The organism is Rhizobium sp. L51/94 (genome assembly GCF_019355555.1).
In the GTDB taxonomy this organism is placed as follows: domain Bacteria; phylum Pseudomonadota; class Alphaproteobacteria; order Rhizobiales; family Rhizobiaceae; genus Rhizobium; species Rhizobium rhododendri.
The window spans coordinates 118,903-142,405 of record NZ_CP072143.1; the positions used below are offsets into that span (position 1 = coordinate 118,903).

Genomic DNA, 23,503 nt, shown 5'->3' on the forward strand with positions numbered 1-23,503 from the left:
ATGTCAGTCTTTTAGGAAATACGCCCTGAGGTGATCCTTTACGAAACGTCGCAAACGTACCCGCCCAAGATCATCGAGCACCGATGGCGGCAGGCGTCGGCCCGCCAAATCAAGTATGTCGCGAACAGGATGATTATCATCGAGCAGATTGAGCAGCTGCCGGGCTTGCTTCGGGTGTTTCGGGTTCATTTCGACGACACCGACCAGCAGGAGTGCTCGCGTCGCGGCCGCTCGGCCAACGCCTTCAAGCACAGCGACCGCATCCTGTAGCTGCAAGTGCCGGGTCAAGAGGACAGTCGTGGATACCGCTAGCGGTCCTGCGAGTCGATTGAGCCTTTTTGCTGCCTGCGACAAGATATCGGCCTCTACTAGCAGGCAATCTGTCAGCGCATCAATCGCGTCAACACGCACCCAAGCTAAATCGACACGCATCGCCGTCTGCCAGATCAGGCCACGAATGGCTGCCGAACCGCACCTCCCTGCCGTTGTCAGCAATGATTTTGCCAAGGCCCGGTCTTCTCGCCTAGTGGCAAGTGCAACTAGGCGCTCGCAGATTGCATCATCGAGAGTGCCGTACTCACAAAGCCCTTCGGACGCGGCACGAGCGATGGGGTAGGATGGCGGCTCGCCATAGTGATGATCAGCGTTCGACCAGGTGTCGTCGGTCAGGCGGACGAGCACGGGCAGATGATTCGGGTGAGGCCGACCTTTCAGCGCCGCCACGAGCGCCGTGCGGACCAGTGCGCTCGGATCCTTCTCCATCAACAGGATGTCGGCTGAAAATGGAACCGGCGAGTTTTTTATAAGGTGCTCCAGCGCTATTGTGCGCGCTTGTCCACGCTGGTGCCCCTTGGCTTCGGCAACCAGGGCAGGATTATCAAGATCAACGGCGGCCGACGCGGCTTTCTCTGCCGACCCCTCCCGGACAGCTCCATTCAGCCAGCGGTGTACGATCGCGACCGACTTCACGCCGCTAGCCATCATGATCGGACCGATCAGATCCAATGTCTCTATCTGGCAAGTGGTTGCCGCCGCTTCCAGAAGCCCAAGGGCCTCTTGATCTCGGATCGACGCGCTGCTCTTAACCCCAGACGCCTTGAAGATCTCCAGCTCAGCCTTGTTAAGGACGGACGATATCTTCGCCTGAAGTGCTTTCGTTTCCGCCTTTCGCAGATTTCTGCTGGCATGCCGTAGATCGAAGATGAATCCGACTACTGCAGACGGCCGTTGTCGTACCTCGCTGACGCACTGCTGCAGAAATTCTGGCGAAGCCCGCAGCGCGCATTCCGCCAAAGCTTTCCTCACGCTGTCATCGACCTCAATTGTCAAAATCCGCTTCAGAAGCAGGGGTTCGAACTCGGATTGCCAGTGGCGAATTGCCGCCGACCAGGCATTAGCCTCTCCGTCAGAACTAATAGCCGCGGTGAGTAGAGATCTGATCTCGTCCGCTTCGACCTCGTCTTCATGCAAGCAAGCATCCTGCGCCCAGAAATGGACAAGGCCGTCGGCATGCGGATGCTGAGCGAGGCTGCGCCACCGGCCCTCTCCCCTCTTGGCAGAGACATAGCCGCTCACGATCCGAGACGAAGCGTAACCAAGATCTTCGCCGGCTGAGGAGTGATATTCCTCAATGTAGGAGTCGACCTCCCGGTCTTCTATTTTCCGCCACTCTTCGACCCGTTCCGCGTACTGCGCTTCGATCTCTTTGAGTTCAGCCAATGCAGCCGTGACGACAGTCTCGTACGCGTCGAGATTCCGAACAGCGCCTGCAACGGCGACATCTACGATATCAGTGCGGGAGGATCCAACCAGTCGAGAGGCCACGTCCAGGAACGCGGGTGTCGTATTTGGTGCAAGGCGATCGAGCAGTGTTGGAAAACTGCGGCCATACTGCACATGATGATCATTGACGAAAAACTCGCGGATAAAACGGTCGACAACCAAGGGCACTCTGCCGTCGGACGAAATCCTCTCGTACCATTCCGGGCTAAACTCCGGCGGATGCCAATCATCATCAAACCAGTCCCCACCTCTTTTGAAGCCCTTCAAAAACCAACGAGCGAGTTCGGAAAGATTGGAAGTGCGGGTACCAACGTTGGCAGCCAGATTCAAAACAGCGGAAAAGTCTGCGGACGGCTCCAGAAGTGCATGCTCAAGCCATTCGTCGATTACCCAACGACTGGCATTATCGAATTGGCCGACCGACGACGACAGTCCACTGTCAAAGCCTTTCACCACGCCAATAATCTGGGCTGCCGTCTGGATTGCCCATGACCGGGATTGGCCTTTCAACGTTGTCAGCGCAGAGACAAGGGCCACGACCTGCTCTTCGGCAGATAGCCAGTCCCTACGAATAAATGCTTCAAAACCCTCTTGCACGCTTGGATGCGCGAAGGAAACCGTGCGAGCTGGTTGTCGCAGATGACCTGTTGATACCAAACGGTCGATTACGCGATCCAAGCCTTTCGGGGTCTTTCCGGACGTCCTAAGTTGCCGCTGTATTTCAACGAGTTGATCTCGATCGAAGCTGCCCCTCGCCTTGAGTATTGCCCAGACGATCGCCGCTAAGCTCCCGTCATCGATGCCGACCAGATATTTGACAACGACGTCCTGAACGGCACTACGATGAGCAACCTTCTTTATGCGCCCCAGAAACACATGATCGAGCTCGCCGGGCTCTGGTCCGTCTTGCAGCTTCCTGAAGAAAAGATCGAGTTCGAGCGGAGTTTCCAGCTCATCGAGAATTTCCTTGCGAAACTCCAGCGCCCTCGACTGCATATCAGTACGCAGAAGATCCATGCGCTTGTCGTAAATTTTCTCCAGCTCACCATTCCGGTAGGCCTCACTATCGAGATCAATCGACCAAGGCCCCAACGCATCAAGGCCCTGTGCCTCTCGGAGGATGTCCGTACGCGAAGTCACAACGAAACGGAAATCCGGCCGAGCCATGCTGAGCAGCCTTGGAAGCTGGTCTGTCCAGCTCTTTGCCCCCTTTTCCAGGTCGTAGCTTCCCCACGGGTCCTCAAGATAAATCAGTCTTGGACCAGTATTCGATAGGGCTCGAATAGACGCAGGCTCGTCATTGGACCCCAGGAACAACAGGTCCATTCTCCCGTCGGATTTCTTGATGCGATCACAGAGCGCAAGAGCGGCAATCGTTTTCCCTGTTCCGGACGGACCTCTGATGACGAGAGCATTCCGCTCCCTGACCAAGGCCAGCATTTGATCGAAATTTCCCGGTCTCACGAAAGCTTCCAACTCCGGAGCACTCGACAGTTGGCCGCCGTATTCGCGGATCGTCGCGATTAAGTCTTCCCTTGTCCATAGGCCGGACGTCGTCCCCTTCATCCGGGTCTTCGCCTCGTCGCGCAACTTCTTGCGACAGGGCTTCCACCGTTTCAGGGAAACTTTGAGAATGTCGCAAAGGATTATCCTCATTTCGAGGTCGATCACCTTTTCCGTCAAACCTTCCCAGACGGCTACACGCCCCTCCGACCCAACTGGCACGACCTTCTTGATTTCTGCAGGCAGATCGAGGGGATCCGGCGGCAAAACGAAGTCCTCCACGAGCAACTGTCTTGCCACGCCCTTCACGCCCGCACTTGTTACCAGAAGGAAACGTGTGTCGGGATCGTCGAGATGGTCTCGGGCAGGACGCCGCCGTTTGCCGTGATTCAGCAACCTTGCTAAGTCCGCAGCGGACCACGGCTCACCGCTGCTGAATTTCACTTGTACAACCAGCTTGCCTGCCTTTGTTTGGGCGCTTGTCTCGACCCTACCCGGAGCGAACCGATCAAGATCGACTTCCAGGTCCTCATCGTTCGAAGGCTCAAGCACTATGCGCGAAGCAGACTTGTCAACTAGCAGTAACTGCAACGCCGCGTAGACAGACACATCAAGCTGGTACTCGTATCCAGCCAGCGCCGCCTTAGCACCCGTGATATCGGTCACTCTACTAGCTGGTTTTGCCTTCATTTCGTCATTCCTCGATGGCCGCATCTAACTGCTATTCAGTGAGGATTCTCAACTGAATTCAACTGCTACGACAAGGAGGACAAGAATGATAGAAAGCTGCGCTGAAACGGAACTTTTATGCGCCGCAGCACTTATGGAAACGTCAACCGTGAAAGGACGCCACCATGTCAGACTTGAAGGTTGGTGAACCGATCGCCACAGGCGTTCCCGTAGCGGGCCGGTCAGCAGCATAGAAGTTCAAGATGGCGCCAACGCCGTAGCGCTGCCTTTCCAAGAGGCTGTTGCCAGCACCACAGCCGCCTATTCAGACACCTCGTTGTTCAATCAGTTGCTTCTTTTTCCGATGAAACTGGGCCTATCGATCGCGCTGGCATCGACCGCGATGATCCTGAGTCCGGTGCCCATGACAAAGCGGCTGGAGACAGCCGGCGTCACTCGGTAAGGACGATTCCTCGTTCTTCTCGCTTTCGCTGCCCTCTGAGGCGGCGATTTCGTTTTGCACGGCATGCCTGCTCAGAAGACCGGCGTCCTCGACGCGCTTCGATGTTCGGCAGGTCGCGCAATGTCTCCATGCCGAAGGCCGAAAGAAAGTGTGACGTCGTCACGTAGGTATAAGGCGCGCCCGGCGTTGGGCTGCGCGGCCCGGAGCCGATGAAACCGGCACCACGCAAATTACCGATGACGTCGCGGCTGACCTCCTTGCCGAAGATCTTCGACAACTCAGCGCGTGTGACCGGCTGAAAATATCCAATCGCCATCAGCACCATCGCCTCAAACTCCGACAGCGCCGCCGCCCCGCCCCGCGTCGGCGCCGACGAAGCGCGGATCGTTTCGGCGAAGCGCGGTCGCGTCCGGTGCTGCCAACCACCGGCGACCGACACCAGTTCATACGGCCGGTCTCGCAGCTCTTCGATGAGATCGTCGATCAGCAAATCGACGGTGCAATCCTTGCCGACCACCCGCGCCAAACTCTCGCGGCCGACCGGTTCAGCCGAGGCAAAGATCACCGCCTCGACCCGCATCATCCATTCGCGCCAGCGCATTTCCGGCGGCGGGTCCTCAAGCTCCCGGTCGTACAGACATTCGTCTGCGGCGATCGCTTTACGACGGGAGGGTTTGGCTGCGCTCGCTACCGCCATCGTCACAACCCAAAGAGCCGGAAAGACGAGCGGCGCGAAAGCTCGCGCACGGCGTCCAGACTCTCAAGCCGCTCGAACAGCCGGTTGGCCGCCCAGCGCGATAAGTTACTGCCGGGCGCCGAGGCGGACACGGCATCCTCGTCCAGCAATTTTTGGATCACCGAATCCGCACCCTTGGTGCGCAACTTCGGCGTAACGGCCAGTAGCCGGGCGGCGCGGCGGTCGATCTCGCTTGCTGAACGCAGTGCCGCGTCGACGCCGTCGACCAATGCAAGGCAAATCGCTTTGGGATAAGCTGGCTCGCCCGGCCGGACGCGGCCTCTGCCGCCGATCGTCCGAAAAGCCGGCCCATAACGTTCGGGTAGCAGCAGCGGCACGGATTTCGGCCAATTCAGCTTATGGGCCAGAACGGTTTCGGCCAGCCCAAGCGCCAGCACCTCGGCATCCGGGCGAACGGCAGAGATCGCCGTAATAAGGTCCGCCACCGCGAAGGGTGCTGCTCGCCCGGACTGATTTATAGAATCGACGGTTTCGGGAATTGAGGCAAGACCGTCGTCCCACCGAAGGCCAAAAAGATCGGCGATCTCTTTGACGAAGGAGGTGGTGACTGGTTCGGATCGGCGCGTCAGCATTCGTGTCGCCAGAAACAGCGTTCCAGCCGGGCCGGGATCGTCGCCCGCGACGCTCAGCCGGAGTCTAAATTATGCGCGCGGTTTTAGCCAGCGATATCGAGCTAAACCGCACCGCCCGTCGCTCAATAAATATGTCCGATAACGACCATTTACGGCTATGCGTGGGTATGGACCGAGGACCAGGCGCGGATGCGCAGCGCGACACGCTGAAGGCGGCCGGCGTCGCCGTGCTGTTCGAAGAGAAGGCGCGCGATCGGATCGCCCACACTTCGCGCGCCTGCTGAAGGCGCTCGCACTGGGCGACGTGCTGTGGTCACGCACCTCGATCGACTATCCCGCTCGACCGTCGACGGCCCAGCATCCTTGCCCGGCCGCCGGTGCGGAAGGGAGCATTGTCTGCCGAGATATCATCGCGATAATCGAAACCCTTGATCGCGGCAGCCTACGAAGTAAAAACTGAGTGGTGAGAGGTCGAGGTGGGTCGGGCTCGTCTGACGCGACGTGTGCGCTCGCCGCGATCGAAAGGTGGATCAAGTCCGCCAAACTGGCTATCGGCTTTTTACTTCCGGGTGAAGATGCATGGAAAAGCTGTTGGTGCTGAACTGCAAGGAAGTGGCGCGACTGGTAAAACGCACGGCCGTCGTCGCTGGCGCTCGTGGCGATCTAAGCGAGAGCGAGCGGGTCTCGCCTCCTCCACCGAGATCGATGAGAGTGATGTCCAAAAGCAACTGGGACACACGCCTGCGGGGCAGACCCGGTGGTATCAGCGGCGAAGTAAGCGTTTTCGTGTGAATTTGACGAGAGCCTCGGGGCTTTGGGGAACGCCTATTCTTATGCTATAAGATCATCTACATACCTGGTGAGAAAATGCTTATTATAAGAAACGCAGCAATACAGATTGGTTTACTATGGAACAACTTTTCTATGAGACTGAAGCTTTAGAGGCGATGTTGTCGCATTGCGCCGAGATCCTTGACCTTGATATCGATCCCGACAATTTGGTTCGGCATTTAGCAGAAGACGAAAAAGTCCAGCTAAACAACTCTCTGTGCAGTCTATTCTCCGGATTACCGGAAGTGGAAGTGAGTACTGAGGTGTTGTCTCAGACCCAGGCCCGCCACTTTGCGATGCGGATCAGTCAAACAGGGCCGTTGGGTGCGCCAACTAGAATGAAATTTTTCAAAGTAAAACCGGCCGCCAACACGATAGCTATCAATCTTGTAGGTTTCCTGATTGCGGCGGTAGCATTGCAGCCGAGCGCATTTGTGTCCGCGCTTAACATCATGAAGTCGATTGCCGACAATCTCGTGACGCTCAAATCTCCTGCAGACGACCTAGCAATGCGACTATTTGAAATGATCGTTAAAAAGCGGATACAGAGCCAAGCGGAAGAGAAGAGCATCGGCTCGGTTCCAACTGCCGATTTATTGTCCGAAGCCAAGTCACCTGAGACAGATTGTTTCATTGCGCTGGCACGTCTCAAAGATCTAGGCCTGATCGACGCTCATTGGGCTGGAATCTCTGGCGATGTCCAAAACAAAGATAACATGTGGCGAACAACAATTTGAACCGGGATATGATCTTTCATTCGGGCGTCGATTCGAACATATTTGGCACTTATTATCACCAACATCTCGCAGTTCGCGTCAGCTCTGAAGATTTACCTTTGGACGATGCCGAACTAGACGCCCTGTTGAAATCGGGTCCGCAAATCGAGCGGTTGCTTCAGATAGCGCTCCAGGAAGTGGCTTGGCTACACGAGGTACGTCACTTTCACGACTGCTTCGGAACTCTTGCTGGCATCACTTTATTCGATGCCCATATGCACCGCCTTATGGCGTTTGCCGAAGTTTGTGCTCAGTTGAAACGTGATAATATACCATTGCGGTTACCTTTCTTAACGTGGGCTAAAAGTGCGGATGCGCCGTCCTATGTAAAGCTATTTGCTGATCGTTTGGACAAGGGATTATTTCTTGAACAGATTTTCTTAGGCTCGTTCGAACTTCCAACCACTTCCGGCCACGACACGCGATGCTGGTCTAACTTCCCGACAGTAAGAGTCCGCGGGGAAGTGCCCGCATTTCCGCTCGCGCTCGCAAGCGGCTACGAACGCGATGACGGAACGCTAGAGCTACTCCCTGGAGGGTCGAACAGATGGGTGCCACTCGGATTTGAAGTTTTACTCGAAGGCTCTGCTCAAGCTCTTCAGCGCTCTATACTCGAATCTCGGTGGCCTAAGGAGGTATCCGATCTGCTTTGGAAGCTTACCACGACAAGTCGGGGCGCCAAAGGCGGACCAATCCCCGAAGCCCCTAATCTACCCTACAACATTATTGATTTGCTCGTGTCAAAATACCTCCGGAATGAGCATGATATAAGTCAGTTTCCACGAATCTATATTACCGAGCTTATCGACCGCGCGCTAATGCTTTCCCAGGCGCCGATATACGGTTCGACACAAACAATGCTGCAGCCGGGCGGGGCTTTCATTATGGCCTTGGAACTTGCAGATTGGAAAAAACCTGCAGTTAAGCCGCTCACACCCCCTACGATTAAGCGAAAAGACCTAAAAGCGCTCATCGACAATATATCCACAACACTTTCCGCAAACGCGGAAACAACACAAAGTCCTGCCGGGATTGTCCGAAGCATGAGAGATTATGCACTTCGCGAGATCACAATTCCTCTTTTACAAGCACGTTTGCGCTTTGGCGATAAACTTTTTTATGACCACACCATTTATGGAAAGAATATTACCAATCTTCCGCTTCCGCCAATGTTTCTAACACCCAGTGGTGTCAAAATTGGGGATCACTCAATCCTACAACTATGGACCAAATATGTGTTGTTTAGTGATATCTCACAGCAGATTTGGTCTAACTCTGCCATCCTAGAATGTGGCAAGGCAACCTCGACAATACCGGAGTTAGCTCAGTTCGAGCTCGCACCGGTGGTTGGCTGCACACCGCATTTAAAATCAAGGAGATGTCTGCATTGGTACAGCGGGAGGGAGTCCGCAATGCCGGATTGTATTGTGACTGCCACATTGCGTGCTATCGGATTGGACGTCATTTAAAATGCCGTAATGTGGTTCAGTATCCGCAAGTGTTCCTGGACGCGCTTGATAAAGCACATCGACTACTTTTGCACTTGTTAGGTACGCCTCCGAGGAAGGCCGCCTTGCTGAGAAGTGAGGCGAACTGGATGCTGTGTCTATATGGACGTCAATATAGACAGTGTGAGCAGCGTGGATTTATCGATAGAGAAGCGGCCGCAAGTTAGCCGTATGGAGATTGTCGATAGCGGGCGGCGTCGCCGTTTCAGCATCGAGGCCAAACTTGCGATCGTGGCGGAGAGTTATTCCGCCCCGCGTCAGGTCACGGCAACAGCACGTCGCCATGGGATCACACGCTTTCAGTTGAACGATTGGCGTAAAGCAGCTCGCGAGGGACGGCTCGGCAGTGGCCGTGGGAGTGAAGGGTTTATTCCTGCACTGTTGGTCCCGGAGCCAGGCATTCCGGTTGTTGCGCCGACCAATTCTTCGACGGCACATAGTGGGCTTATGGAGGTTGTCAGCGCCAATGGTCGCCGTGTGATTGTGGGACGCGATGTCGACGTTGAAGCGCTGCTTCGGATCCTGCGCGGACTGGAGGCGCTGAGGTGAATCCGTTTCCGATGGGAACAGGGGTCAAGGTCTGGCTTTCGACAGGGTATACTGACATGCGCTGTGGCTTTCCTTCTCTGGCGCTTCGGGTGCAGGAGGTTCTGAAGCATGATCCGTTGTCAGGGCATCTCTTCGTCTTCAGGGGTCGCAGATCGGATATTTTGAAGATCATCTGGCACGATGGTCTGGGCGCCTGCCTTTTTACCCGGCGGCTGGAGAAGGGCCGGTTTATCTGGCCGAATATGGAGGGCGGCGCGGTCGCGATCTCACCGGCACAATTGTCTTATTTGTTGTCCGGGATCGACTGGCGCAATCCGCAGGAAACCTGGCGTCCGACACGGATCGGATAGCATTATTGCATTGAAAATATTGAATGAATCTGATCGAATGGCTTCATGACTTCGAAGCCTGTGGACCTTCCTGCGGACCTTGCGAGCGCCTATCTGGCGCTGCTTTCCGAGCGTGAGATGTTACAGGCTGAACGTGATGTCGTTGTTGCCGAGCGCGACACCGTCGTCACTGAACGGGACATTGCGGTGGCGCAAGCCGCCAATGCGCAGGCCATGCTGTCGGACAGTGAGGCCTTGATTGCCAGTCTGGAGCTGGCGATCGAAAAGCTGAGACGCGAACTGCGCGGAAAGCGATCTGAGCGCACGGCGCGCCTGATCGACCAGATGGAATTGCAGCTCGAAGAACTGGTGATGGCGGCGACGGAGGATGAAGCCGCAGCGCAGGCGGCTTCCGCCAAGACCTCGAGCGTGCGTTCGTTCACGCGCAAACGGCCGGTCCGAAAGCCGTGGCCGGAGGATATCGAGCGCGAGCGCGTGGTCATCGATCCCCCGGCCACTTGCGCATGCTGCGGTGGATCACGGCTTTCCAAGCTGGGCGAAGACGTCACCGAGACGCTGGAAGAGATTCCGCGTCGGTTCAAAGTGATCGAGACGGTGCGGGAGAAATTTACCTGCCGTGACTGCGAAGCGATCAGCCAGCCGCCGGCGCCGTTCCATGCGACGCCGCGCGGCTTCATCGGTCCTCATCTGCTGGCGACGATCCTCTTTGACAAGTTTGGAATGCATAGCCCGCTGAACCGCCAGAGCACCCGGTTCAAATGCGAGGGCATCGAGCTTTCGACCTCGACGCTGGCCGACCAGGTCGGGTATGGAACGGCCGCGCTCCTGCCGATCTTTGATCTGATCGAGGCGCATGTCTTCGCGGCCGAGCGCCTTTTTGGCGACGACACCACTATTCCCATCCAGGCCAAAGACAAATGCACGACCGGGCGAATATGGACCTACGTATGCGATGACCGTCCCTACGGCGGCGCGGCGGCGCCGGCGGCCATATACTATGCTTCGAGCGACCGTCGCGGCGAGCATCCGCAGAAGCACCTGGCCGGGTATGGCGGCATTCTCCAGAGCGATTGCTACAATGGCTTCGAGCCGCTCAGTGTCGCCGAAAAGAAGGTGGTACCGATCACCTTTGCCTTTTGTCATGCGCACGCGCGGCGCAAATTCTTTGAACTGGCTGACATCCAGAAAAATGCCCGCGATCGCAAACGTAAAGGCAAGCCGATCTCGCCGATCGCGCTTGAGGCCGTCCAACGGTACGAGGCGCTGTTTGAGATCGAACGCGAGATCAATGGATTGAGTGCCGAAGAACGGTTGGCCGCGCGGCAGGAAAAGAGCAAGCCGCTGTTTGACGACATGCACGAGTGGCTGAAACGGGAGCGGGCCTCGCTCAGCAAATCGTCCGAGGTGATCGAGCCGATCGATTACATGCTGAAGCGCTGGGATGGCTTTGCCCGTTTCCTCGAAGATGGCCGGATTTGTCTCACGAACAATGCGGCCGAGCGCGCTCTGAGAGGAATTGCACTCGGGCGTCGAAACTGGACCTTCGCCGGTTCCCAGCGTGGGGCTGATCGAGCCGCCATCATGCTCTCCGTCATCACGACCTGCCGCCTCAACGACGTCGACGCAAAGGCGTGGCTCGCCGATGTGTTCGCCCGCATCGCCGATCTTCCCGTCTCCCGCCTGCACGAACTGCTGCCGTGGCAGTGGAAGGCCCACAAAGGGACGGCTATCGTGGTGGCCGCGTAAACAGCTCCCGGAACAATGCTTCCGAACGCTCCAAGCCTTCATCGGTCAGGATCAATGACTTCGACTTGTTGACCGGGTCGCCGATCATGCCCTTCTTGTGAAGCCGATCCGTCGTTGCCCAGTCGAAGCCCTTCCAGGCCCAACGCTCGTTATGCAGCGTCAGCCATAGCAGCGCCAAAACGGCATCGTCGATCTTGTCCTCATCGATCTCCATGAACCGACGTTACCACGCGCGGCGCTCAAAATCTTGCGGCCCTGCTCGGATGGATACCTTGTTAGTGCGACTGGCCAACAGCAGGAGCGATATGTCCAGAAGCAACTGGGGCACGCGTCCGCAGACATGACCCGCAGATGTCAGAGACGACGGGATCGCTTCCGCGTGAATTTAACAAAGGCTTCAGGGCTTTAGCTGACCCCTCCCCTTCTCCGCATGAAACTGTAAGCGAATATTTTGATGTGGGAATTTTCGCTTAGCGCTTCAATTGAATCGGGCGCTAAAAGCCACAGCGGCATAGGCGAGTTCGAATGAACGTCCGTCCTTGTTGCCATTCGCGCCACGAGGTTATGCTTCGAGGTCGCTGAGAATGTCGTCGTATCTCCTGAGTCGCCTGGAGACCAGATCACGGCTGTACCTACCGATTCTATCCGTCACGCTTGCGCGCCCTAGTTCGACGCTATTTTCGGAAGCGATCCAAACCGCTCCGAGACGACGTGGTTCCGCCACCGCTCGCCGCTGCCCGACATGAGCGCACGCTCGGTCTGACCCGGCGTCCATTCCGGACCAAGGTGTCGGCTCAAGGATTCGATAGCCTCACAATACCTCCCGTAGTCCTCCGCAGTGTTAGCATCACTCACACGAGAACTGACAACTCTCTCAGCGCTTTTGCCTTTGCGCTTCCACAAGACCTGCTCGTCCATTTTCACCAATTCCCTTCCAGAAATGAGGTTTATCGACAACCCTGCCCACTGGTCGAGGATGTAGCCGCGCCCCGGGGCCCGAGGCATCAGGAAGTAAATAAGTTTCGTGAAGTAAGCCGGCCCCATGCCCCTCATTGGCCCATCCTTGTTCGACCGGAGCATGGCAAAGCGCTCGTAGGCACCCCGTCTGTCAAGCTCACCCGACCTGACGTCTTCAGCGACGTTAAGCCATCGGCCGGCGTCGCGTTCGAAAAGGTGATTGCGGTTAGCGGGCCGCATGCCTCCCCAAGCAAGCACGCTGACACAGATCCGTGCAGTGCCAACATCCCGATCGGCTGCCATCGAAAGGAGGCGGGCTCGGTTGGTGCTGACATCTAAGTCTCCGCAGACGACGTTGTGCCTAAGGTCCTTCACAGCTTCGAACCAGGATCGCGGCCCCTCGCCCTCGGTCGCCGCCTCATCGAAAGCTGGCGGCGTCGCGTTGGCTTCAATAAGGAACGCGACATGCTTCTCGATCATTTTCACTTTTCAGCCTTGCTCTGCATGTGCGGGAAAGAAGATCTTCGACTGAAAATCCGTGAAAGTCTCGATAACTCCCCCATGCATGGCGCAATCGCTTCCGTTTGTACTACCCATCGATCTGTAGTGAACCCTTTAGCACAATTTTTTGACCGTAGCGCCAGGCGCGAGAAGGTCAAATGGCTTCTGCTATCCCGCCGGCCCATCCAACCCGCAGAAGTATCTTTACCTTTGCTCAACCGATAGGTGCCATATGCATTCTATGTGTTCGGTTAGGAAGTTTCCATGATTTTGTATAAATATCGGTCACTTGCTCGAGAGAGTTCCGAGTTCACTCTCGACATCATTCATAACTGCAGGCTGTACTGCGCACCGTGGCACGAACTGAACGATCCCATGGAGGGTATGTTCGAGTTTTTCACCAACGACGAGAGGGACGCCGAATATCTCGATCAGGTTATCATGCATAAGCATGGCTACCGGGTCTGTTCGCTGTCCAGGACCAAATACTCTCACGTGATGTGGGCTCACTACGCGGACCAGTCACGAGGAGTGATGATTGCCGTCGACGTGCAGGTCCCCTCGGCGAATTTGGTCGACATCTATTATCGGTCCTCACACTCGCTCTCCATCAGACGGAACGGCGCGGACACGAATAACGTTGCCAGGAAAATCCTATCCTCCAAGCACAAGGAATGGAGCTACGAAAAAGAGGTCAGGATTCTTTCGGATCAAGCTTTTTTCAATGCTGCGGAAATTCACCATGTGACGCTCGGGATACGGACGTCCACTTCAGATGAGAATGAAGTAATACGCGCCTGTAGACGTCGCGAGATCCCTCTCTACAAGCTCCGTCTGGGCGACGAAGGGCTCGAGGAGCGCCCTTTTGATGAGTACCAGCGCGCGCAACGACGTCGCGAAAGGTGGTGAAAGAATTGGTCAATCTTCACAACCGGCGTCAAAAGCCAGTCGCATCAGGGCTGTCATGCTGATTTTCGCGGGATCGTAAGCCATTGAAATCATGGTAAATGATTTATTAAAGGAACTCTATATAAATATTGCGGTTCGCCACATAGTACGATTGTGGGTTGGTACGCTAACCATCGATAAGTACGCCTTATCGGAGGTGAGTAGACCAACTGCTTGACCGACTTCTTTGAGCAATATAGTCTCGCCTCAAAATCCATTGCGGAGGCCTGTGCCAATGACGAAGACCGTAAAAATCTCCGAAGCAAAGACGCATCTGTCCGACCTTCTCGCGCGCGTCGAGGCCGGCGAAGATTTCGTCATCGCCCGCGGCAACGACCCGATCGCCCACGTCACCCGTATGCGCAAGGAAAGCGATCTTCAATTGCTGCTCGCCGAAGTCCGCGCCGCGCGATCGAAGGCGGCAGCGGTGACGCATGACGAGATCCTGTCCTGGCGCGACGAAGGCCGCCGCTGATATGGCGTTCGTTCTCGATGCCTCCATGGCGGCCGCCTGGTTGCTGCCGGAGGAGTATTCTGACGCAGCCGAGACAGTGATCGCCACGATCGAGGCCCCCTGCCCTGTCCCGTCGCTGTTCTTCTTCGAGATCCGCAACATTCTTGCCATGTCTGAACGCCGTGGTCGCATCGTCGTCGGCGGTGCTCTGGTCAACATGGAGCGCGTTCGCCGTTTGCCGCTTGATGATGCAGGCATTGGCGGAGATGGTTATGTACTGCTTCTGGCGGCCAACCATAATCTGAGCGCCTATGACGCTGCCTATCTGGCGCTTGCCCTCAACCGCAGCATTTCGCTTGCCACGCTTGATCGCAAGCTCGCCGCTGCCGCTCGCAAGGAGGGCGTCAAGGTTCTTGGGCCTTTCGCCCATGGCGACTAATCGGCCAACCGGTGACGCAGTTGAACGTCGAGCCGATGAGCTCGACACGATAGCTGCGTCATTCCGCTCGATCGCCGCGATGAACTCGCCGAACTGTTGACTGACCAGGATGTCGAAACGCTCCGGCATTTGGTCAACGAGGGCATGGGCGAAAACACCCTTCGGGCTCTGATGTCTGATCTGGCTTATCTTCAGGCTTGGTGCTTGGCGGCGACAGGAAGATCTCTACCATGGCCTGCACCCGAAGCCCTTCTCCTGAAATTCGTCGCCCATCATCTCTGGCAGCCGGAACAGCGCACCATCGATCCTCATCACGGCATGCCAGCTGAGGTCGAGCAGAGCCTGCGCGAGCAACGCTTCCTTCGATCGTCCGGGCCGCATGCGCCCGATACCGTGCGCCCGCGGCTTGCCAGCTGGTCGACCCTGACGAAATGGCGCGGGCTTACCGGCGTCTTCTCCTCCCCTTCCCTGAAATCCGCGATACGCCTTGCCGTCCGTGCGACGCCGCAGCCAAGGAAACGCAAGAGCGCCAAGGCAGTTACTGGCGATGTTCTTGCAAAACTGCTCGCGACCTGCAGTACTGATAGCCTTCGTGACATCCGCGACCGGGCAATTTTGATGGTGGCTTTTGCCTCGGGCGGACGGCGTCGCAGCGAGATTGCTGGCTTGCGAAGGGAGCAGCTCACGGTCGAGCCGCCGATCACAGTCGAAACCGGCCCTCTCCTCCCCTCTGTTGCCATCCATCTGGGTCGCACCAAGACATCCGGCTCCGAGCACCATGAGGTCGTCTACCTGACTGGTCGGCCGGTGGATGCGTTGAACGTATGGATGGCGGCGGCGAAAATCGAAAGCGGGCGCATTTTCCGGAAGGTCGATCGTTGGGGCAATGTTTCGAAACGGGCGCTGGAGCCGAGTGCGGTCAACCAGATCGTCAAGCAGCGGGCGGCGATGGCGGGGCTGGAGCCTGGGGAGTTTTCGGCGCACGGGTTGCGGTCAGGTTATCTCACGGAGGCCGCCAATCGTGGCGTCCCCCTGCCCGAAGCCATGGAGCAGTCCCGACACAGATCGGTCCAGCAGGCGTCCAGCTCCTATAATCATGCAACAAGGCGAACAGGACGGGCTGCCCGCCTTCTGCCGTAACCGATTATTCCATAGGGAGACGCGACCGCACCGATGTAATGCTGCCAAAACAGCTTCTAGGCCGAGACATGCAAAGGATCGCGCGTACGCACAACTTAACGCGCCAGCCGAACCTATTGAACTAATGTCAACATTTGGTAACTCAGGATTACTGGGCAGCCCTATAAAACATTGCCCGTCCGGTCGGGATCAACTGCAGAAGGTAATCAAAGTCGCTGACGTTGGCTGTGAGGACGGTAAAGCCCATCTTCTGTGCCTGCAAAAAAAGAACACAGTCGTGAAGCGCCCGCAGGCGCGCATCTTTTTCATAGCCCTGAAGGCGGCACAGCATGCCGGAAAGAAGTGCTGCCCGTCCCAGCACGTCAGGATCAGGCGCGAAAACTCGGTGCGGCTTCATGTCCATGATGGTCACTCCGATCTGCCGCACCGCTCCTTTGGTCCCTGGATGTTTGGGATCCAGGACGCCAACAGTGTGCATCAACTCCTGAATAGCCACGGTCGAATGATTGCTCACCCTGATATCCAGCAGATCGGCTACGACATCGGGCGCACGTCCCTGCAAGCCGTCGATATAGACACACGTATCGAGAAGAAGATCCTGGCCGCTGTCCGCCCGATCGTTGAGGAACGGGAGTTCATCGTCCCGACGTCGAGCAAGAGTTCGACAGGGGTCGAAGCGAGCCCAGCGGACCGCAGCGTCGAAATCAAAGTCAGACAATTTAGAAACCCAGCTTCAGATCGGGGTCTACCGTGCCTTGCGTCTTCCGGAACGTGGCTCCGAAATTGTCGTCCAAGGCAACATTCGCCAATGCGAATTCGATCAGATCCGTGTCGGTTTCAATACCCGTATGTTTTTTCGCCTGTTCTATAAGAGCAGGACTGATACGGCCGCCTATCCGCTTGCTCTTTTCACCCAGCAAGCCGGAGTGCTCAGCGGCTCTCATCACGGCTTCGAACCGGGCCTTGCTGACTGTTACAAATTGCTCAGCCTTCGCGGATCGGGCAGCCGTCGACAGAACCGCATCCGCCGGCAATGATGTGATGTTTTTTTCGCGGCTCTGTTTTGTCATCGACGTCTCCATAAAGGATAGATGTTAGACGTTATCACATTTTGTCTGACAATACTCGATTTGTATCTGGTGTTCAAGGCTGCAGAACCTCGCCGCCAACCACGGCGTCGGCTTGACATCGCGGGAAGAGCCTGCAGCCTCGATTTCAACGGAAGCCCCGCAGGTCGTGCGCGACCAGATGCTCCGTGATATCCCGCGTCACGCGCTGCGTCTCGGCGCCCGAACCGAACTCATCATTCTGTTTGGCAAGCTTCCGTTCGATCCAGCTCATAACTGCAGGTGGTGGAATGGAGCCAGGAGAGAGCATTTCTGAAGCCGCACTTCGCGAAATCAAGGAGGAGACTGGCCTCACAGATATTCGACTCGGCCCTGTCGTTTGGTATGGAGAAGACAGTCACCGGAGTGGTAATTGGGGCGTAACATTCAAGGAGCATTTCATCTTCGTCCATTCAATGAGCGAGGATATTCAGAATGATGGATGGACCGAGCATGAGCGCGGCCAAATCCTAGAGGTGCGCTGGTGGTATATCCAAGACATCGGCGATTGTAGTGACCCCAAATCAGCAGGCTCCAGCCGTTCAGCTTCGCAACGCGGCTCGGGTCGAGCCTCGAGCCCATCGACAAATAGCTTGCCAGATGTCCTTTAAGGAAATCGTCAGATACGCGCGTAGGGCTATCGGCTTAAAGCTTACTGAACAACTCGCCAGCCGCCGTAGTCCGGTCCTTGGGGGTTTCGATCCAAAAAATCGGCGCCCGCGCTTTCCAATTCCTCCTGCGACCCATACCCCCAGAGGACGCCAATCCCGAGGATTCCGTTCGCATGTGCACCGGCGATGTCGTACCGCCGATCCCCAACCATGACGCAACGTTCCCGGTCGAGATTGTTTTCCCGCATGATGTGGCCCATCAGTTCCGGCTTGTGATCGATGTTTCCGGCCGGTGTCGATCCGGAAATTCCGGCAAACATTCCGTCGAGCTTCTTACTCTAAAGGATACTGCAAGCGACTGGATCGAATCCATCGGACAAATCGACCACCCGATCGAGCAAGACACTATAGGCGGCAAGTGTCGCCGGAGGTGTGATCGACGCTCCCTGACGATACTCCTCGAGGGCCGTTTGCGGGGCTCGGGAGAGATAGAGAGCTTCTATTCCAGGACGATTGAAGCGTCCGCCATCGGTCGCAGCGCCGGCTCCACTAGTTGGAAGATGGGACCACCGTGGCGTGAGAAACCGGTGAAAGACCTCGCCGGGTGGGCCAAGACTCGCGAGTTTCAACCGCGAGCGCCATTTGCGAGATCCCGGATGTACGCCAGAACAGCCTCGACATGCCCCTCTGCAACAAGTTCGGCCGCCGTCTTATGATCGTAATCCCAAATGGGCTCGTTCCGATACCAGTAGACCGCCTTATCGACTGCGCCTGACAGTTCAGCGGCCGCCGAAATCACCTTGATCAGTTCCCGCATGCGGCCTTGCAAACGCTCGGACGAAGGATTGCGAAGGGTGTTGCGATGAACGCCTGTCAATGCAGCCAGCCCGGTCACCGGGACGCCAAGCGCCTCGGAAAGGCGCTTCGGCGAGATATAGGGTGTTCGCGGCTCCTGCAAACTATCGACGAAACCTGAAGCCACACTCGCATGCGCCATATCCGTCCCTTCCTCAACTTCTATGCACAATATATGCACATTTTTGCGCATATCAAGGCGTATTTGATAGGCAGCAAAAGTAGCAAACAAAAGAGTAGAACGGTTTTGCCAAAGCAGTGACGTCACGGCATTATTCCCGTATTGTCGGCATAGGTCGGCTTCTAGGAGTCTATGCGACCACCCTTGTTTCGGCCCAGAGACTTTGCCTGATAGAGATTTTCATCAGCGGCCTTGGGGGAGGCCGGTGGATCGAAGCCAGTCCAGCAATGACAAGCGCCAATGCTCGCCGAGATCTTTAATTGTGAGCCGGAGTGTGTTTGCAAAACAATACTGGGGATTTCCTCCCTCACCTCCTCGCAACGAGCAATCATTTCATCGAACGTTAAATTGCTTTGAAACAGACCAAATTCTTCACCGCCGAGACGGCCCGCGAAATCTGACTGGCTCTCGTAGCGGGCCAGGATGCGGCCAGTGCAGCGAAGAGCTTCATCTCCGGTTGCATGGCCATACCGGTCATTGATCGATTGAAATAATCGAGGTCCAGAAACATCAGGCCCCCAGGCACACCATGTTGACTGATCGTCTCCAGATCTTCCATTAAGGCTGCTCGAGTGAGCACGCCCGTTAGACCATCTCTGCGCGACTGAACGCGAAGGGTATCATAAGCATCGGCAAGCTTTTTCAAAGCCTGCGCCGTTTCAGCCTCTGCGCGTCGAACTCTTTCCGACTGACACAAGTGCAGCGCCGACGCCGGGATCGATATAGCCAGCGGGCAAAAGATGGTCATGAACAGGCCTGCGCCCGCAACTCGCCCGTCCAGCAACGGCACGATGCTGGACGAGAGAGCCAGTGTGGCCGATACCGAAAACAGCCCGGTTAAAATCGATTTCTCCACAATACGACGCATCAATATCACCCTGGCAGATATGGTTTGCTATCCGCTTCATGAATTTAAAATGGTTTGAAATCTTGGGTAAAAGTTGAGTCTTGTGTCTCGTTCGCCGAAGTGCGCCGGGATGGTTGTCGTACGCTGGCGGCATCTTAAGCCGACCGCTCCCTTGCGTCCTAAAGGGCTGCAATCCGATTGATGTTGAGTTGACCAGCCTAGGAAATCCCCGCGGCTTCAGGGCTCAATATTCCCGGCATCGAAAGCTTCAAGCCGATGGTAGCGAATTGTTTGCGCGGCACGGCCGCTGAATGAAACTGAAAAGCAGGTACGGTTGGCAGCGCGGGAAGATCTGTGGTGTGGACCGCGTTCCTAGCAGAGGATGGCTTCGAGGCTAGTTGGTCGACCGAAACTGTCCACGAGATCACAGCCGAGGTCGGGATATGTCATCACAAATCGCGGAAATATGGTGTTGAAACGCCGATTTCGAAATTTTACCGACCATCAAACGCGAAAAAGCTCTTGGGTCTCCTACCTCTGATGTCGGCAGCAAACAACTGGTTGCCGGCAGCGTTCAGTCAGGGTCCGATATTTTGAGGTCTGTCGCTGTCAGGCATCAACGGGACCTCTTCGAAGTTTGCGAGGATGCCCGCTTTCATCAGAAATCGTCTGACATTCTCACGGATTGCATGGACAGGAAATACACCTTTCTCGGCCATCCGGCATGCTTTCATGAGGACCTGATAGGTGTCACCCTGCTGTTCCTCGGGCCATTCGTTGAGAAAATCGAGGACGCTCTCAAGACTGGCAAGCTCCTGAATATGGAGCGCTTTTTTCACAAATAGAGGTTTGTCAAAAAAAGTGTTCGCCACAGCGGCCCCCTCTACTTAGCCGTTGGTTTAACTGGGAACAACTTCGTTGTTTTCAACAGCTCGGGTTCGAAAAAGGAACTCTTGCGATCGGTACGTCAAGTTGATCGCGGAAAAAAAACAGAGCGCCGCCCCGGTTTTAGCGAATTTGCACTGCAGCGCGAACGAACCTTGCGCGCTGGTTTGATACGTAGGCCATGGTCCTCGTCTCAACGAAATCCTGTCGCCTCTAGCAGGTCACGGAAATATCGCCGATTTTTCCGCCGCTGCCCGCTAGAGGGCTCGAAGGAGAGCGGTGGAGATGGGCCGCTTTGAATGCGCTGCAGCCGTGCCGGAGGCCAGCAAGCATGCGATCAGCAATAAAATAATGCGCTTCATTTGAACGGTCGTGAGGTCGGCAATAAGCCGGCCTCGCTTCACCTTAGCGCAACGCTAGCGCGGCCGGACGGTAATTACCGCTTTCGGCCAACAGCTTTTCAGCAAGAAAGCCGAAAGCAAGAGATAGCACTGTCCAGATGATCGCCTGAAGGCCGATCGTTGCGATCCGGAAATTGTAAAGCGTCATCGCTGAGAAGTTTTCGGGAATTTCGTTGATCGATGGCATCAGCGCCTGCGCGATCGCGAGGAAGGCGACGTAACACAAGCCCGCAAGAATCGCGCCGTTCCATGTACCGAAGCGAACGCGCAGGTTTCTCGCCAACGCGAACGCGGCCGCCATGCTGCAGAGAGAAATGACGAGCATCACGAAAAATAGCCCGGTGCGGATGCCAATTGTGTCTGGACTTCCGACGGCTGGGGGATTTGGCGCATACTTAAGGTCAGGAACGACCACCATGGCCACGAACGCGGCAAGACCGATAACCGCAGAAAGGGCGCGGGGACTGAGCTTGCTTCTACGCCCATATATGAAAGCGAAAACCAGCGAGAAAATTCCTCCGATGGCGACACTGTAGGTCATAACGCCGGTAAACAAGCCAATTCCCGCCTGTGTTTCACGGCTGACCAGTTCCGGTTCGGCAGGTGCGTTTGTCGCCGCTGCCATTTGCTCTTCGAAAGCGATCGCCCTGGCGACCGGGGGCTCCCCAAAAACGCGGGCAAAGCCAAAGGCGAGCAAACCCGCTAGGACACCTGCGATCAGGCCTCTTGCCAAAAGTCTTCCCATCATAGACGTGTTCCTTCAGTGGCAGGGAAATCCGAGCAGGTGACGAGCGTCATGAACGAATTCATGTACCTCCATGCCGGGGACGATTTGCATTGCACCCTCTTCCGTGCTGATGAAATACAGAGCGATCATAGCCAAAAGGCCCGCGAAAATCGCCCAAGGAACAATTTGCCCGACCGGGATCGGTTCAACAATGGTGCCTGTAGTGTAAGTGGCAGTGGTCATTCGGTCCTCCTGAATGGCGCGTTCTGATATGGACTGTCGGTTGTCGGGGTCTGGCTTTCGACCATGGTTTGTCGATTACAGTGGCGCGACCGCTCCAGAGTTTCACTGGCTTCCCGAATACTGGCCACTTTTTTATAACAGGCGTCAGGTGACGCGGCAACGTGCAGTATGTCGAGCAACTTGGTGCTCATGCAGGGGGATAGGATGAAGACATCAAGAGCCACTCGAATTTCGCTGATATGCGCCGGCAGGAGTGCGGGGGTTCACACATCGACATTTGGCAATCTGGGTCTGCTCCCGGGAGAGGAGGTCCGAATCCAACAAGTGTTCGCCTCTATCTGCAAGATCACGACACCTATTCTATCGGCTCCGGAGGAGAATGCGCTCCAGACGGCATCCATGATCACGGAAACCTTTGAGGTCGAAGAAGCTTTGGCGGAGCTTGACCACGGCCGCTGGAAAGGTGCGACGCTCCAGGCGATCGCAGCAGCAGAGCCAGAGAACTTGCAAGCCTGGCTTACGGACCCCAGCATTGCGCCACATGGCGGCGAAACAATCGTTGCTCTGCTTGAGAGGGCACGCATGTGGCTCGGCGGCCGGATGGAGCGCGGAGGACGGCATGTGGTCATCGCGAACCAGTCCATGGTGCGCGCCCTGATCCTCGGGATCATCGAGGCCCCCGCACAATCATTTTGGCGTCTTGAAGTAGCACCGCTGAGTACCACAGAGGTGAGCTCGGACGGGCAGCGCTGGACAATCCGAACCATGGGTGCCGTGGCAGGGAGTGGCTAATCGGACGGACGGTCCCAGCAAGCGGATTCAGATGGGGTGGTTGCCCGCATGGACATTACGCACGTGCCTAATTCATTGGGCGGGTCTTCACTGGAACGCCGCCTATCTCGGCCGTGCCAGCGCCCATCTGCGCCAGCTTGGCCGAAATATTGACAATGAGTTGCTCAAGCAGGTCTCGCCGCGGAGTTGGGAGCATATAAACTTGTTCGGCGTCAATTCCTGGGACATCGAGCAGCGGTTGGGCGAAGGATTCAAGCCGTTGCGGCTTCCGCAAGGATGCTCCGGGCCGCATGACGTTCATCGTATGTTCGACCGCAGCGCGGGAATATAAACTGATCGTGTTCCGTCCCATAGGGGGTAATGCGTTCGCGAAAGCCAATAGATGTCATGGCGGTCTACTTTTTCCCGCAGAGCCTAAAAAAATCAGGCATTTCCGAAGCTATCCCTTCATCACAGGCTCTTGACCGATCCGTTGTGGCGCTCGCTTCGCAGGACAATCGACGTTGTGGCCGAACCGTAATGGGCAACGGCATCGACGATGCGCTCCAGGTCGGCTGGCGCAGGCACGATCACCTTGAGATGGAAACAGTCTTCTCCTGTCAGAATGCTGTCTGTGGTTGATAGGCGGTGCAGGATTTTGAACTACTCTTGTGCTGACCCTGACGGCATCCATCAACGGCTCCGGCGCAAAGCGAAAATTGATCGCGACACAAAATATGACAATTTTACTCAACAATGACTAGACGGGACCGTCCCGTTTGATTATAAGGCAGCCGAGAGGTTGGTTCACGCGGCTGACAGGACGCGGACGTGCCCCCTGCCCCACAGATTGGACAATCGCCAAGGCCCATTCCTTGCTGGGAGTTTTCCCGGGCTTTGCACATCGCCGCACAGCCTGGAAGTCAGTTCA

At 56.3% G+C, this 23,503-nt stretch carries 24 protein-coding genes, 5 pseudogenes and 1 riboswitch; of the genes and pseudogenes, 14 read left to right on the forward strand and 15 right to left on the reverse strand.

Annotated elements, in window-relative coordinates:
* Positions 1-3: 3 nt before the first annotated feature.
* The 3 genes and pseudogenes from J5274_RS24745 to J5274_RS24755 all read right to left on the reverse strand — a co-directional run.
* A complete protein-coding gene (locus tag J5274_RS24745) occupies positions 4-3,975 on the reverse strand; it encodes a hypothetical protein (RefSeq protein WP_219275952.1) in 3,972 nt (1,323 codons plus the stop codon).
* Between the two features lie 355 nt (positions 3,976-4,330).
* Positions 4,331-5,114, reverse strand: a pseudogene (locus J5274_RS24750) (SMC-Scp complex subunit ScpB).
* Positions 5,115-5,116: 2 nt separating this feature from the next.
* Positions 5,117-5,803 (reverse strand): annotated as a pseudogene (locus J5274_RS24755) (DUF1403 family protein); the annotation flags it as partial.
* A 421-nt stretch (positions 5,804-6,224) separates the two neighbouring features.
* Between J5274_RS24755 and J5274_RS29105 the strand changes: the two are divergent.
* The 6 genes and pseudogenes from J5274_RS29105 to J5274_RS24780 form a co-directional block, all read left to right on the forward strand.
* Positions 6,225-6,588, forward strand: a pseudogene (locus J5274_RS29105) (integrase); the annotation flags it as partial.
* A gap of 66 nt (positions 6,589-6,654) precedes the next feature.
* Positions 6,655-7,314, forward strand: coding sequence for a hypothetical protein (locus tag J5274_RS24760; RefSeq protein WP_219275954.1), 660 nt, complete (start codon positions 6,655-6,657; stop codon positions 7,312-7,314).
* Complete coding sequence (locus J5274_RS24765) at positions 7,296-8,822, forward strand: hypothetical protein (RefSeq protein WP_219275956.1); 1,527 nt, start codon at positions 7,296-7,298, stop codon at positions 8,820-8,822. The genes J5274_RS24760 and J5274_RS24765 overlap by 19 nt, the downstream gene beginning before the upstream one ends.
* A 141-nt stretch (positions 8,823-8,963) precedes the next feature.
* Complete coding sequence (locus tag J5274_RS24770; protein WP_219274753.1) at positions 8,964-9,410, forward strand: transposase; 447 nt, start codon at positions 8,964-8,966, stop codon at positions 9,408-9,410.
* Between the two features lie 11 nt (positions 9,411-9,421).
* On the forward strand, positions 9,422-9,760 hold the full coding sequence (gene tnpB / locus J5274_RS24775; RefSeq protein WP_107592581.1) for an IS66 family insertion sequence element accessory protein TnpB: 339 nt from the start codon (positions 9,422-9,424) through the stop codon (positions 9,758-9,760).
* A gap of 45 nt (positions 9,761-9,805) precedes the next feature.
* Positions 9,806-11,506, forward strand: a complete 1,701-nt coding sequence (locus J5274_RS24780; RefSeq protein ID WP_219274754.1) for an IS66 family transposase — start codon at positions 9,806-9,808, stop codon at positions 11,504-11,506.
* Here J5274_RS24780 and J5274_RS24785 read toward each other — a convergent pair.
* Positions 11,487-11,720, reverse strand: a complete 234-nt coding sequence (locus tag J5274_RS24785; protein WP_219274755.1) for a DUF6429 family protein — start codon at positions 11,718-11,720, stop codon at positions 11,487-11,489. The two genes, J5274_RS24780 and J5274_RS24785, sit on opposite strands and share 20 nt — an antisense overlap.
* An 81-nt stretch (positions 11,721-11,801) precedes the next feature.
* Here J5274_RS24785 and J5274_RS29110 point away from each other — a divergent pair.
* A pseudogene (locus tag J5274_RS29110) lies at positions 11,802-11,915 on the forward strand (integrase); the annotation flags it as partial.
* A gap of 254 nt (positions 11,916-12,169) precedes the next feature.
* Here J5274_RS29110 and J5274_RS24790 read toward each other — a convergent pair.
* Positions 12,170-12,943, reverse strand: coding sequence for a hypothetical protein (locus J5274_RS24790; protein WP_219275958.1), 774 nt, complete (start codon positions 12,941-12,943; stop codon positions 12,170-12,172).
* Between the two features lie 285 nt (positions 12,944-13,228).
* On the opposite strand from J5274_RS24790, the gene J5274_RS24795 reads away from it, so the two are divergent.
* The 4 genes and pseudogenes from J5274_RS24795 (at position 13,229) to J5274_RS24810 (ending at position 15,945) form a co-directional block, all read left to right on the forward strand.
* Positions 13,229-13,873, forward strand: a complete 645-nt coding sequence (locus J5274_RS24795) for a DUF2971 domain-containing protein (RefSeq protein WP_219275960.1) — start codon at positions 13,229-13,231, stop codon at positions 13,871-13,873.
* 274 nt (positions 13,874-14,147) lie between these two features.
* On the forward strand, positions 14,148-14,387 hold the full coding sequence (locus tag J5274_RS24800) for a type II toxin-antitoxin system Phd/YefM family antitoxin (protein WP_219275962.1): 240 nt from the start codon (positions 14,148-14,150) through the stop codon (positions 14,385-14,387).
* A gap of 1 nt (position 14,388) precedes the next feature.
* Positions 14,389-14,805 (forward strand): type II toxin-antitoxin system VapC family toxin, encoded by a 417-nt coding sequence (locus J5274_RS24805; RefSeq protein WP_219275964.1) that lies wholly within the window; start codon positions 14,389-14,391, stop codon positions 14,803-14,805.
* A pseudogene (locus tag J5274_RS24810) lies at positions 14,795-15,945 on the forward strand (site-specific integrase). The gene J5274_RS24805 and the pseudogene J5274_RS24810 overlap by 11 nt, the downstream one beginning before the upstream one ends.
* Positions 15,946-16,093: 148 nt before the next feature.
* Here the strand turns inward: J5274_RS24810 and J5274_RS24815 are convergent.
* Complete coding sequence (locus J5274_RS24815; RefSeq protein WP_209207569.1) at positions 16,094-16,663, reverse strand: type II toxin-antitoxin system VapC family toxin; 570 nt, start codon at positions 16,661-16,663, stop codon at positions 16,094-16,096.
* Between the two features lies 1 nt (position 16,664).
* On the reverse strand, positions 16,665-17,015 hold the full coding sequence (locus tag J5274_RS29115; protein WP_224129495.1) for a hypothetical protein: 351 nt from the start codon (positions 17,013-17,015) through the stop codon (positions 16,665-16,667).
* Between the two features lie 287 nt (positions 17,016-17,302).
* On the opposite strand from J5274_RS29115, the gene J5274_RS29465 reads away from it, so the two are divergent.
* A complete protein-coding gene (locus J5274_RS29465) occupies positions 17,303-17,662 on the forward strand; it encodes an NUDIX domain-containing protein (RefSeq protein WP_219275966.1) in 360 nt (119 codons plus the stop codon).
* Between the two features lie 41 nt (positions 17,663-17,703).
* Here J5274_RS29465 and J5274_RS24830 read toward each other — a convergent pair whose 3' ends face one another.
* The 7 genes from J5274_RS24830 to J5274_RS24860 all read right to left on the reverse strand — a co-directional run bounded on the left by J5274_RS24830 (position 17,704) and on the right by J5274_RS24860 (position 21,801).
* Positions 17,704-17,982, reverse strand: a complete 279-nt coding sequence (locus J5274_RS24830) for an HAD hydrolase-like protein (RefSeq protein WP_219275968.1) — start codon at positions 17,980-17,982, stop codon at positions 17,704-17,706.
* 18 nt (positions 17,983-18,000) lie between these two features.
* Positions 18,001-18,291: an RES domain-containing protein gene (locus J5274_RS24835; protein WP_219275970.1), complete on the reverse strand. Its 291-nt coding sequence runs from the start codon at positions 18,289-18,291 to the stop codon at positions 18,001-18,003.
* Complete coding sequence (locus tag J5274_RS24840) at positions 18,288-18,659, reverse strand: hypothetical protein (protein WP_224129497.1); 372 nt, start codon at positions 18,657-18,659, stop codon at positions 18,288-18,290. Before J5274_RS24840 ends, J5274_RS24835 begins: the two co-directional genes overlap by 4 nt.
* 161 nt (positions 18,660-18,820) lie before the next feature.
* Positions 18,821-19,180 carry a GGDEF domain-containing protein gene (locus tag J5274_RS29120; protein ID WP_224129662.1) on the reverse strand — a complete coding sequence of 120 codons (360 nt, stop codon included), beginning with the start codon at positions 19,178-19,180 and terminating at the stop codon, positions 18,821-18,823.
* A gap of 943 nt (positions 19,181-20,123) precedes the next feature.
* Positions 20,124-20,417 carry a DUF982 domain-containing protein gene (locus J5274_RS24850; protein WP_219275972.1) on the reverse strand — a complete coding sequence of 98 codons (294 nt, stop codon included), beginning with the start codon at positions 20,415-20,417 and terminating at the stop codon, positions 20,124-20,126.
* Between the two features lie 418 nt (positions 20,418-20,835).
* Entirely contained in the window at positions 20,836-21,579 is a 744-nt protein-coding gene (locus tag J5274_RS24855; protein ID WP_219275974.1) for a CbtA family protein, read from the reverse strand.
* Between the two features lie 12 nt (positions 21,580-21,591).
* Positions 21,592-21,801 (reverse strand): CbtB-domain containing protein, encoded by a 210-nt coding sequence (locus J5274_RS24860; RefSeq protein ID WP_209207574.1) that lies wholly within the window; start codon positions 21,799-21,801, stop codon positions 21,592-21,594.
* 23 nt (positions 21,802-21,824) lie between these two features.
* Positions 21,825-21,959, reverse strand: a riboswitch (cobalamin riboswitch).
* A gap of 241 nt (positions 21,960-22,200) precedes the next feature.
* Between J5274_RS24860 and J5274_RS24865 the strand changes: the two genes are divergently transcribed.
* Positions 22,201-22,593 (forward strand): histidine phosphatase family protein, encoded by a 393-nt coding sequence (locus J5274_RS24865; RefSeq protein ID WP_257625758.1) that lies wholly within the window; start codon positions 22,201-22,203, stop codon positions 22,591-22,593.
* 31 nt (positions 22,594-22,624) lie between these two features.
* Positions 22,625-22,924 carry a Tn3 family transposase gene (locus tag J5274_RS24870; protein ID WP_219275978.1) on the forward strand — a complete coding sequence of 100 codons (300 nt, stop codon included), beginning with the start codon at positions 22,625-22,627 and terminating at the stop codon, positions 22,922-22,924.
* 119 nt (positions 22,925-23,043) lie between these two features.
* Here the strand turns inward: J5274_RS24870 and J5274_RS24875 are convergent, their stop codons facing one another.
* Positions 23,044-23,160, reverse strand: coding sequence for a hypothetical protein (locus J5274_RS24875; RefSeq protein ID WP_374108621.1), 117 nt, complete (start codon positions 23,158-23,160; stop codon positions 23,044-23,046).
* Between the last annotated feature and the right edge of the window lie 343 nt (positions 23,161-23,503).

Bases quoted from the DNA above. Each gene is read 5' to 3' on its own strand.
- J5274_RS24745 (WP_219275952.1), bottom strand. From the start codon at position 3,975: ATGAAGGCAAAACCAGCTAGTAGAGTGACCGATATCACGGGTGCTAAG.
- J5274_RS24760 (WP_219275954.1), top strand. From the start codon at position 6,655: ATGGAACAACTTTTCTATGAGACTGAAGCTTTAGAGGCGATGTTGTCG.
- J5274_RS24770 (WP_219274753.1), top strand. From the start codon at position 8,964: ATGGACGTCAATATAGACAGTGTGAGCAGCGTGGATTTATCGATAGAG.
- tnpB (WP_107592581.1), top strand. From the start codon at position 9,422: ATGGGAACAGGGGTCAAGGTCTGGCTTTCGACAGGGTATACTGACATG.
- J5274_RS24780 (WP_219274754.1), top strand. From the start codon at position 9,806: ATGACTTCGAAGCCTGTGGACCTTCCTGCGGACCTTGCGAGCGCCTAT.
- J5274_RS24785 (WP_219274755.1), bottom strand. From the start codon at position 11,720: ATGGAGATCGATGAGGACAAGATCGACGATGCCGTTTTGGCGCTGCTA.
- J5274_RS24790 (WP_219275958.1), bottom strand. From the start codon at position 12,943: ATGATCGAGAAGCATGTCGCGTTCCTTATTGAAGCCAACGCGACGCCG.
- J5274_RS24795 (WP_219275960.1), top strand. From the start codon at position 13,229: ATGATTTTGTATAAATATCGGTCACTTGCTCGAGAGAGTTCCGAGTTC.
- J5274_RS24800 (WP_219275962.1), top strand. From the start codon at position 14,148: ATGACGAAGACCGTAAAAATCTCCGAAGCAAAGACGCATCTGTCCGAC.
- J5274_RS24805 (WP_219275964.1), top strand. From the start codon at position 14,389: ATGGCGTTCGTTCTCGATGCCTCCATGGCGGCCGCCTGGTTGCTGCCG.
- J5274_RS29115 (WP_224129495.1), bottom strand. From the start codon at position 17,015: ATGACAAAACAGAGCCGCGAAAAAAACATCACATCATTGCCGGCGGAT.
- J5274_RS29465 (WP_219275966.1), top strand. From the start codon at position 17,303: ATGGAGCCAGGAGAGAGCATTTCTGAAGCCGCACTTCGCGAAATCAAG.
- J5274_RS24830 (WP_219275968.1), bottom strand. From the start codon at position 17,982: ATGTTTGCCGGAATTTCCGGATCGACACCGGCCGGAAACATCGATCAC.
- J5274_RS24840 (WP_224129497.1), bottom strand. From the start codon at position 18,659: ATGGCGCATGCGAGTGTGGCTTCAGGTTTCGTCGATAGTTTGCAGGAG.
- J5274_RS24855 (WP_219275974.1), bottom strand. From the start codon at position 21,579: ATGATGGGAAGACTTTTGGCAAGAGGCCTGATCGCAGGTGTCCTAGCG.
- J5274_RS24860 (WP_209207574.1), bottom strand. From the start codon at position 21,801: ATGACCACTGCCACTTACACTACAGGCACCATTGTTGAACCGATCCCG.
- J5274_RS24865 (WP_257625758.1), top strand. From the start codon at position 22,201: ATGATCACGGAAACCTTTGAGGTCGAAGAAGCTTTGGCGGAGCTTGAC.
- J5274_RS24870 (WP_219275978.1), top strand. From the start codon at position 22,625: ATGGGGTGGTTGCCCGCATGGACATTACGCACGTGCCTAATTCATTGG.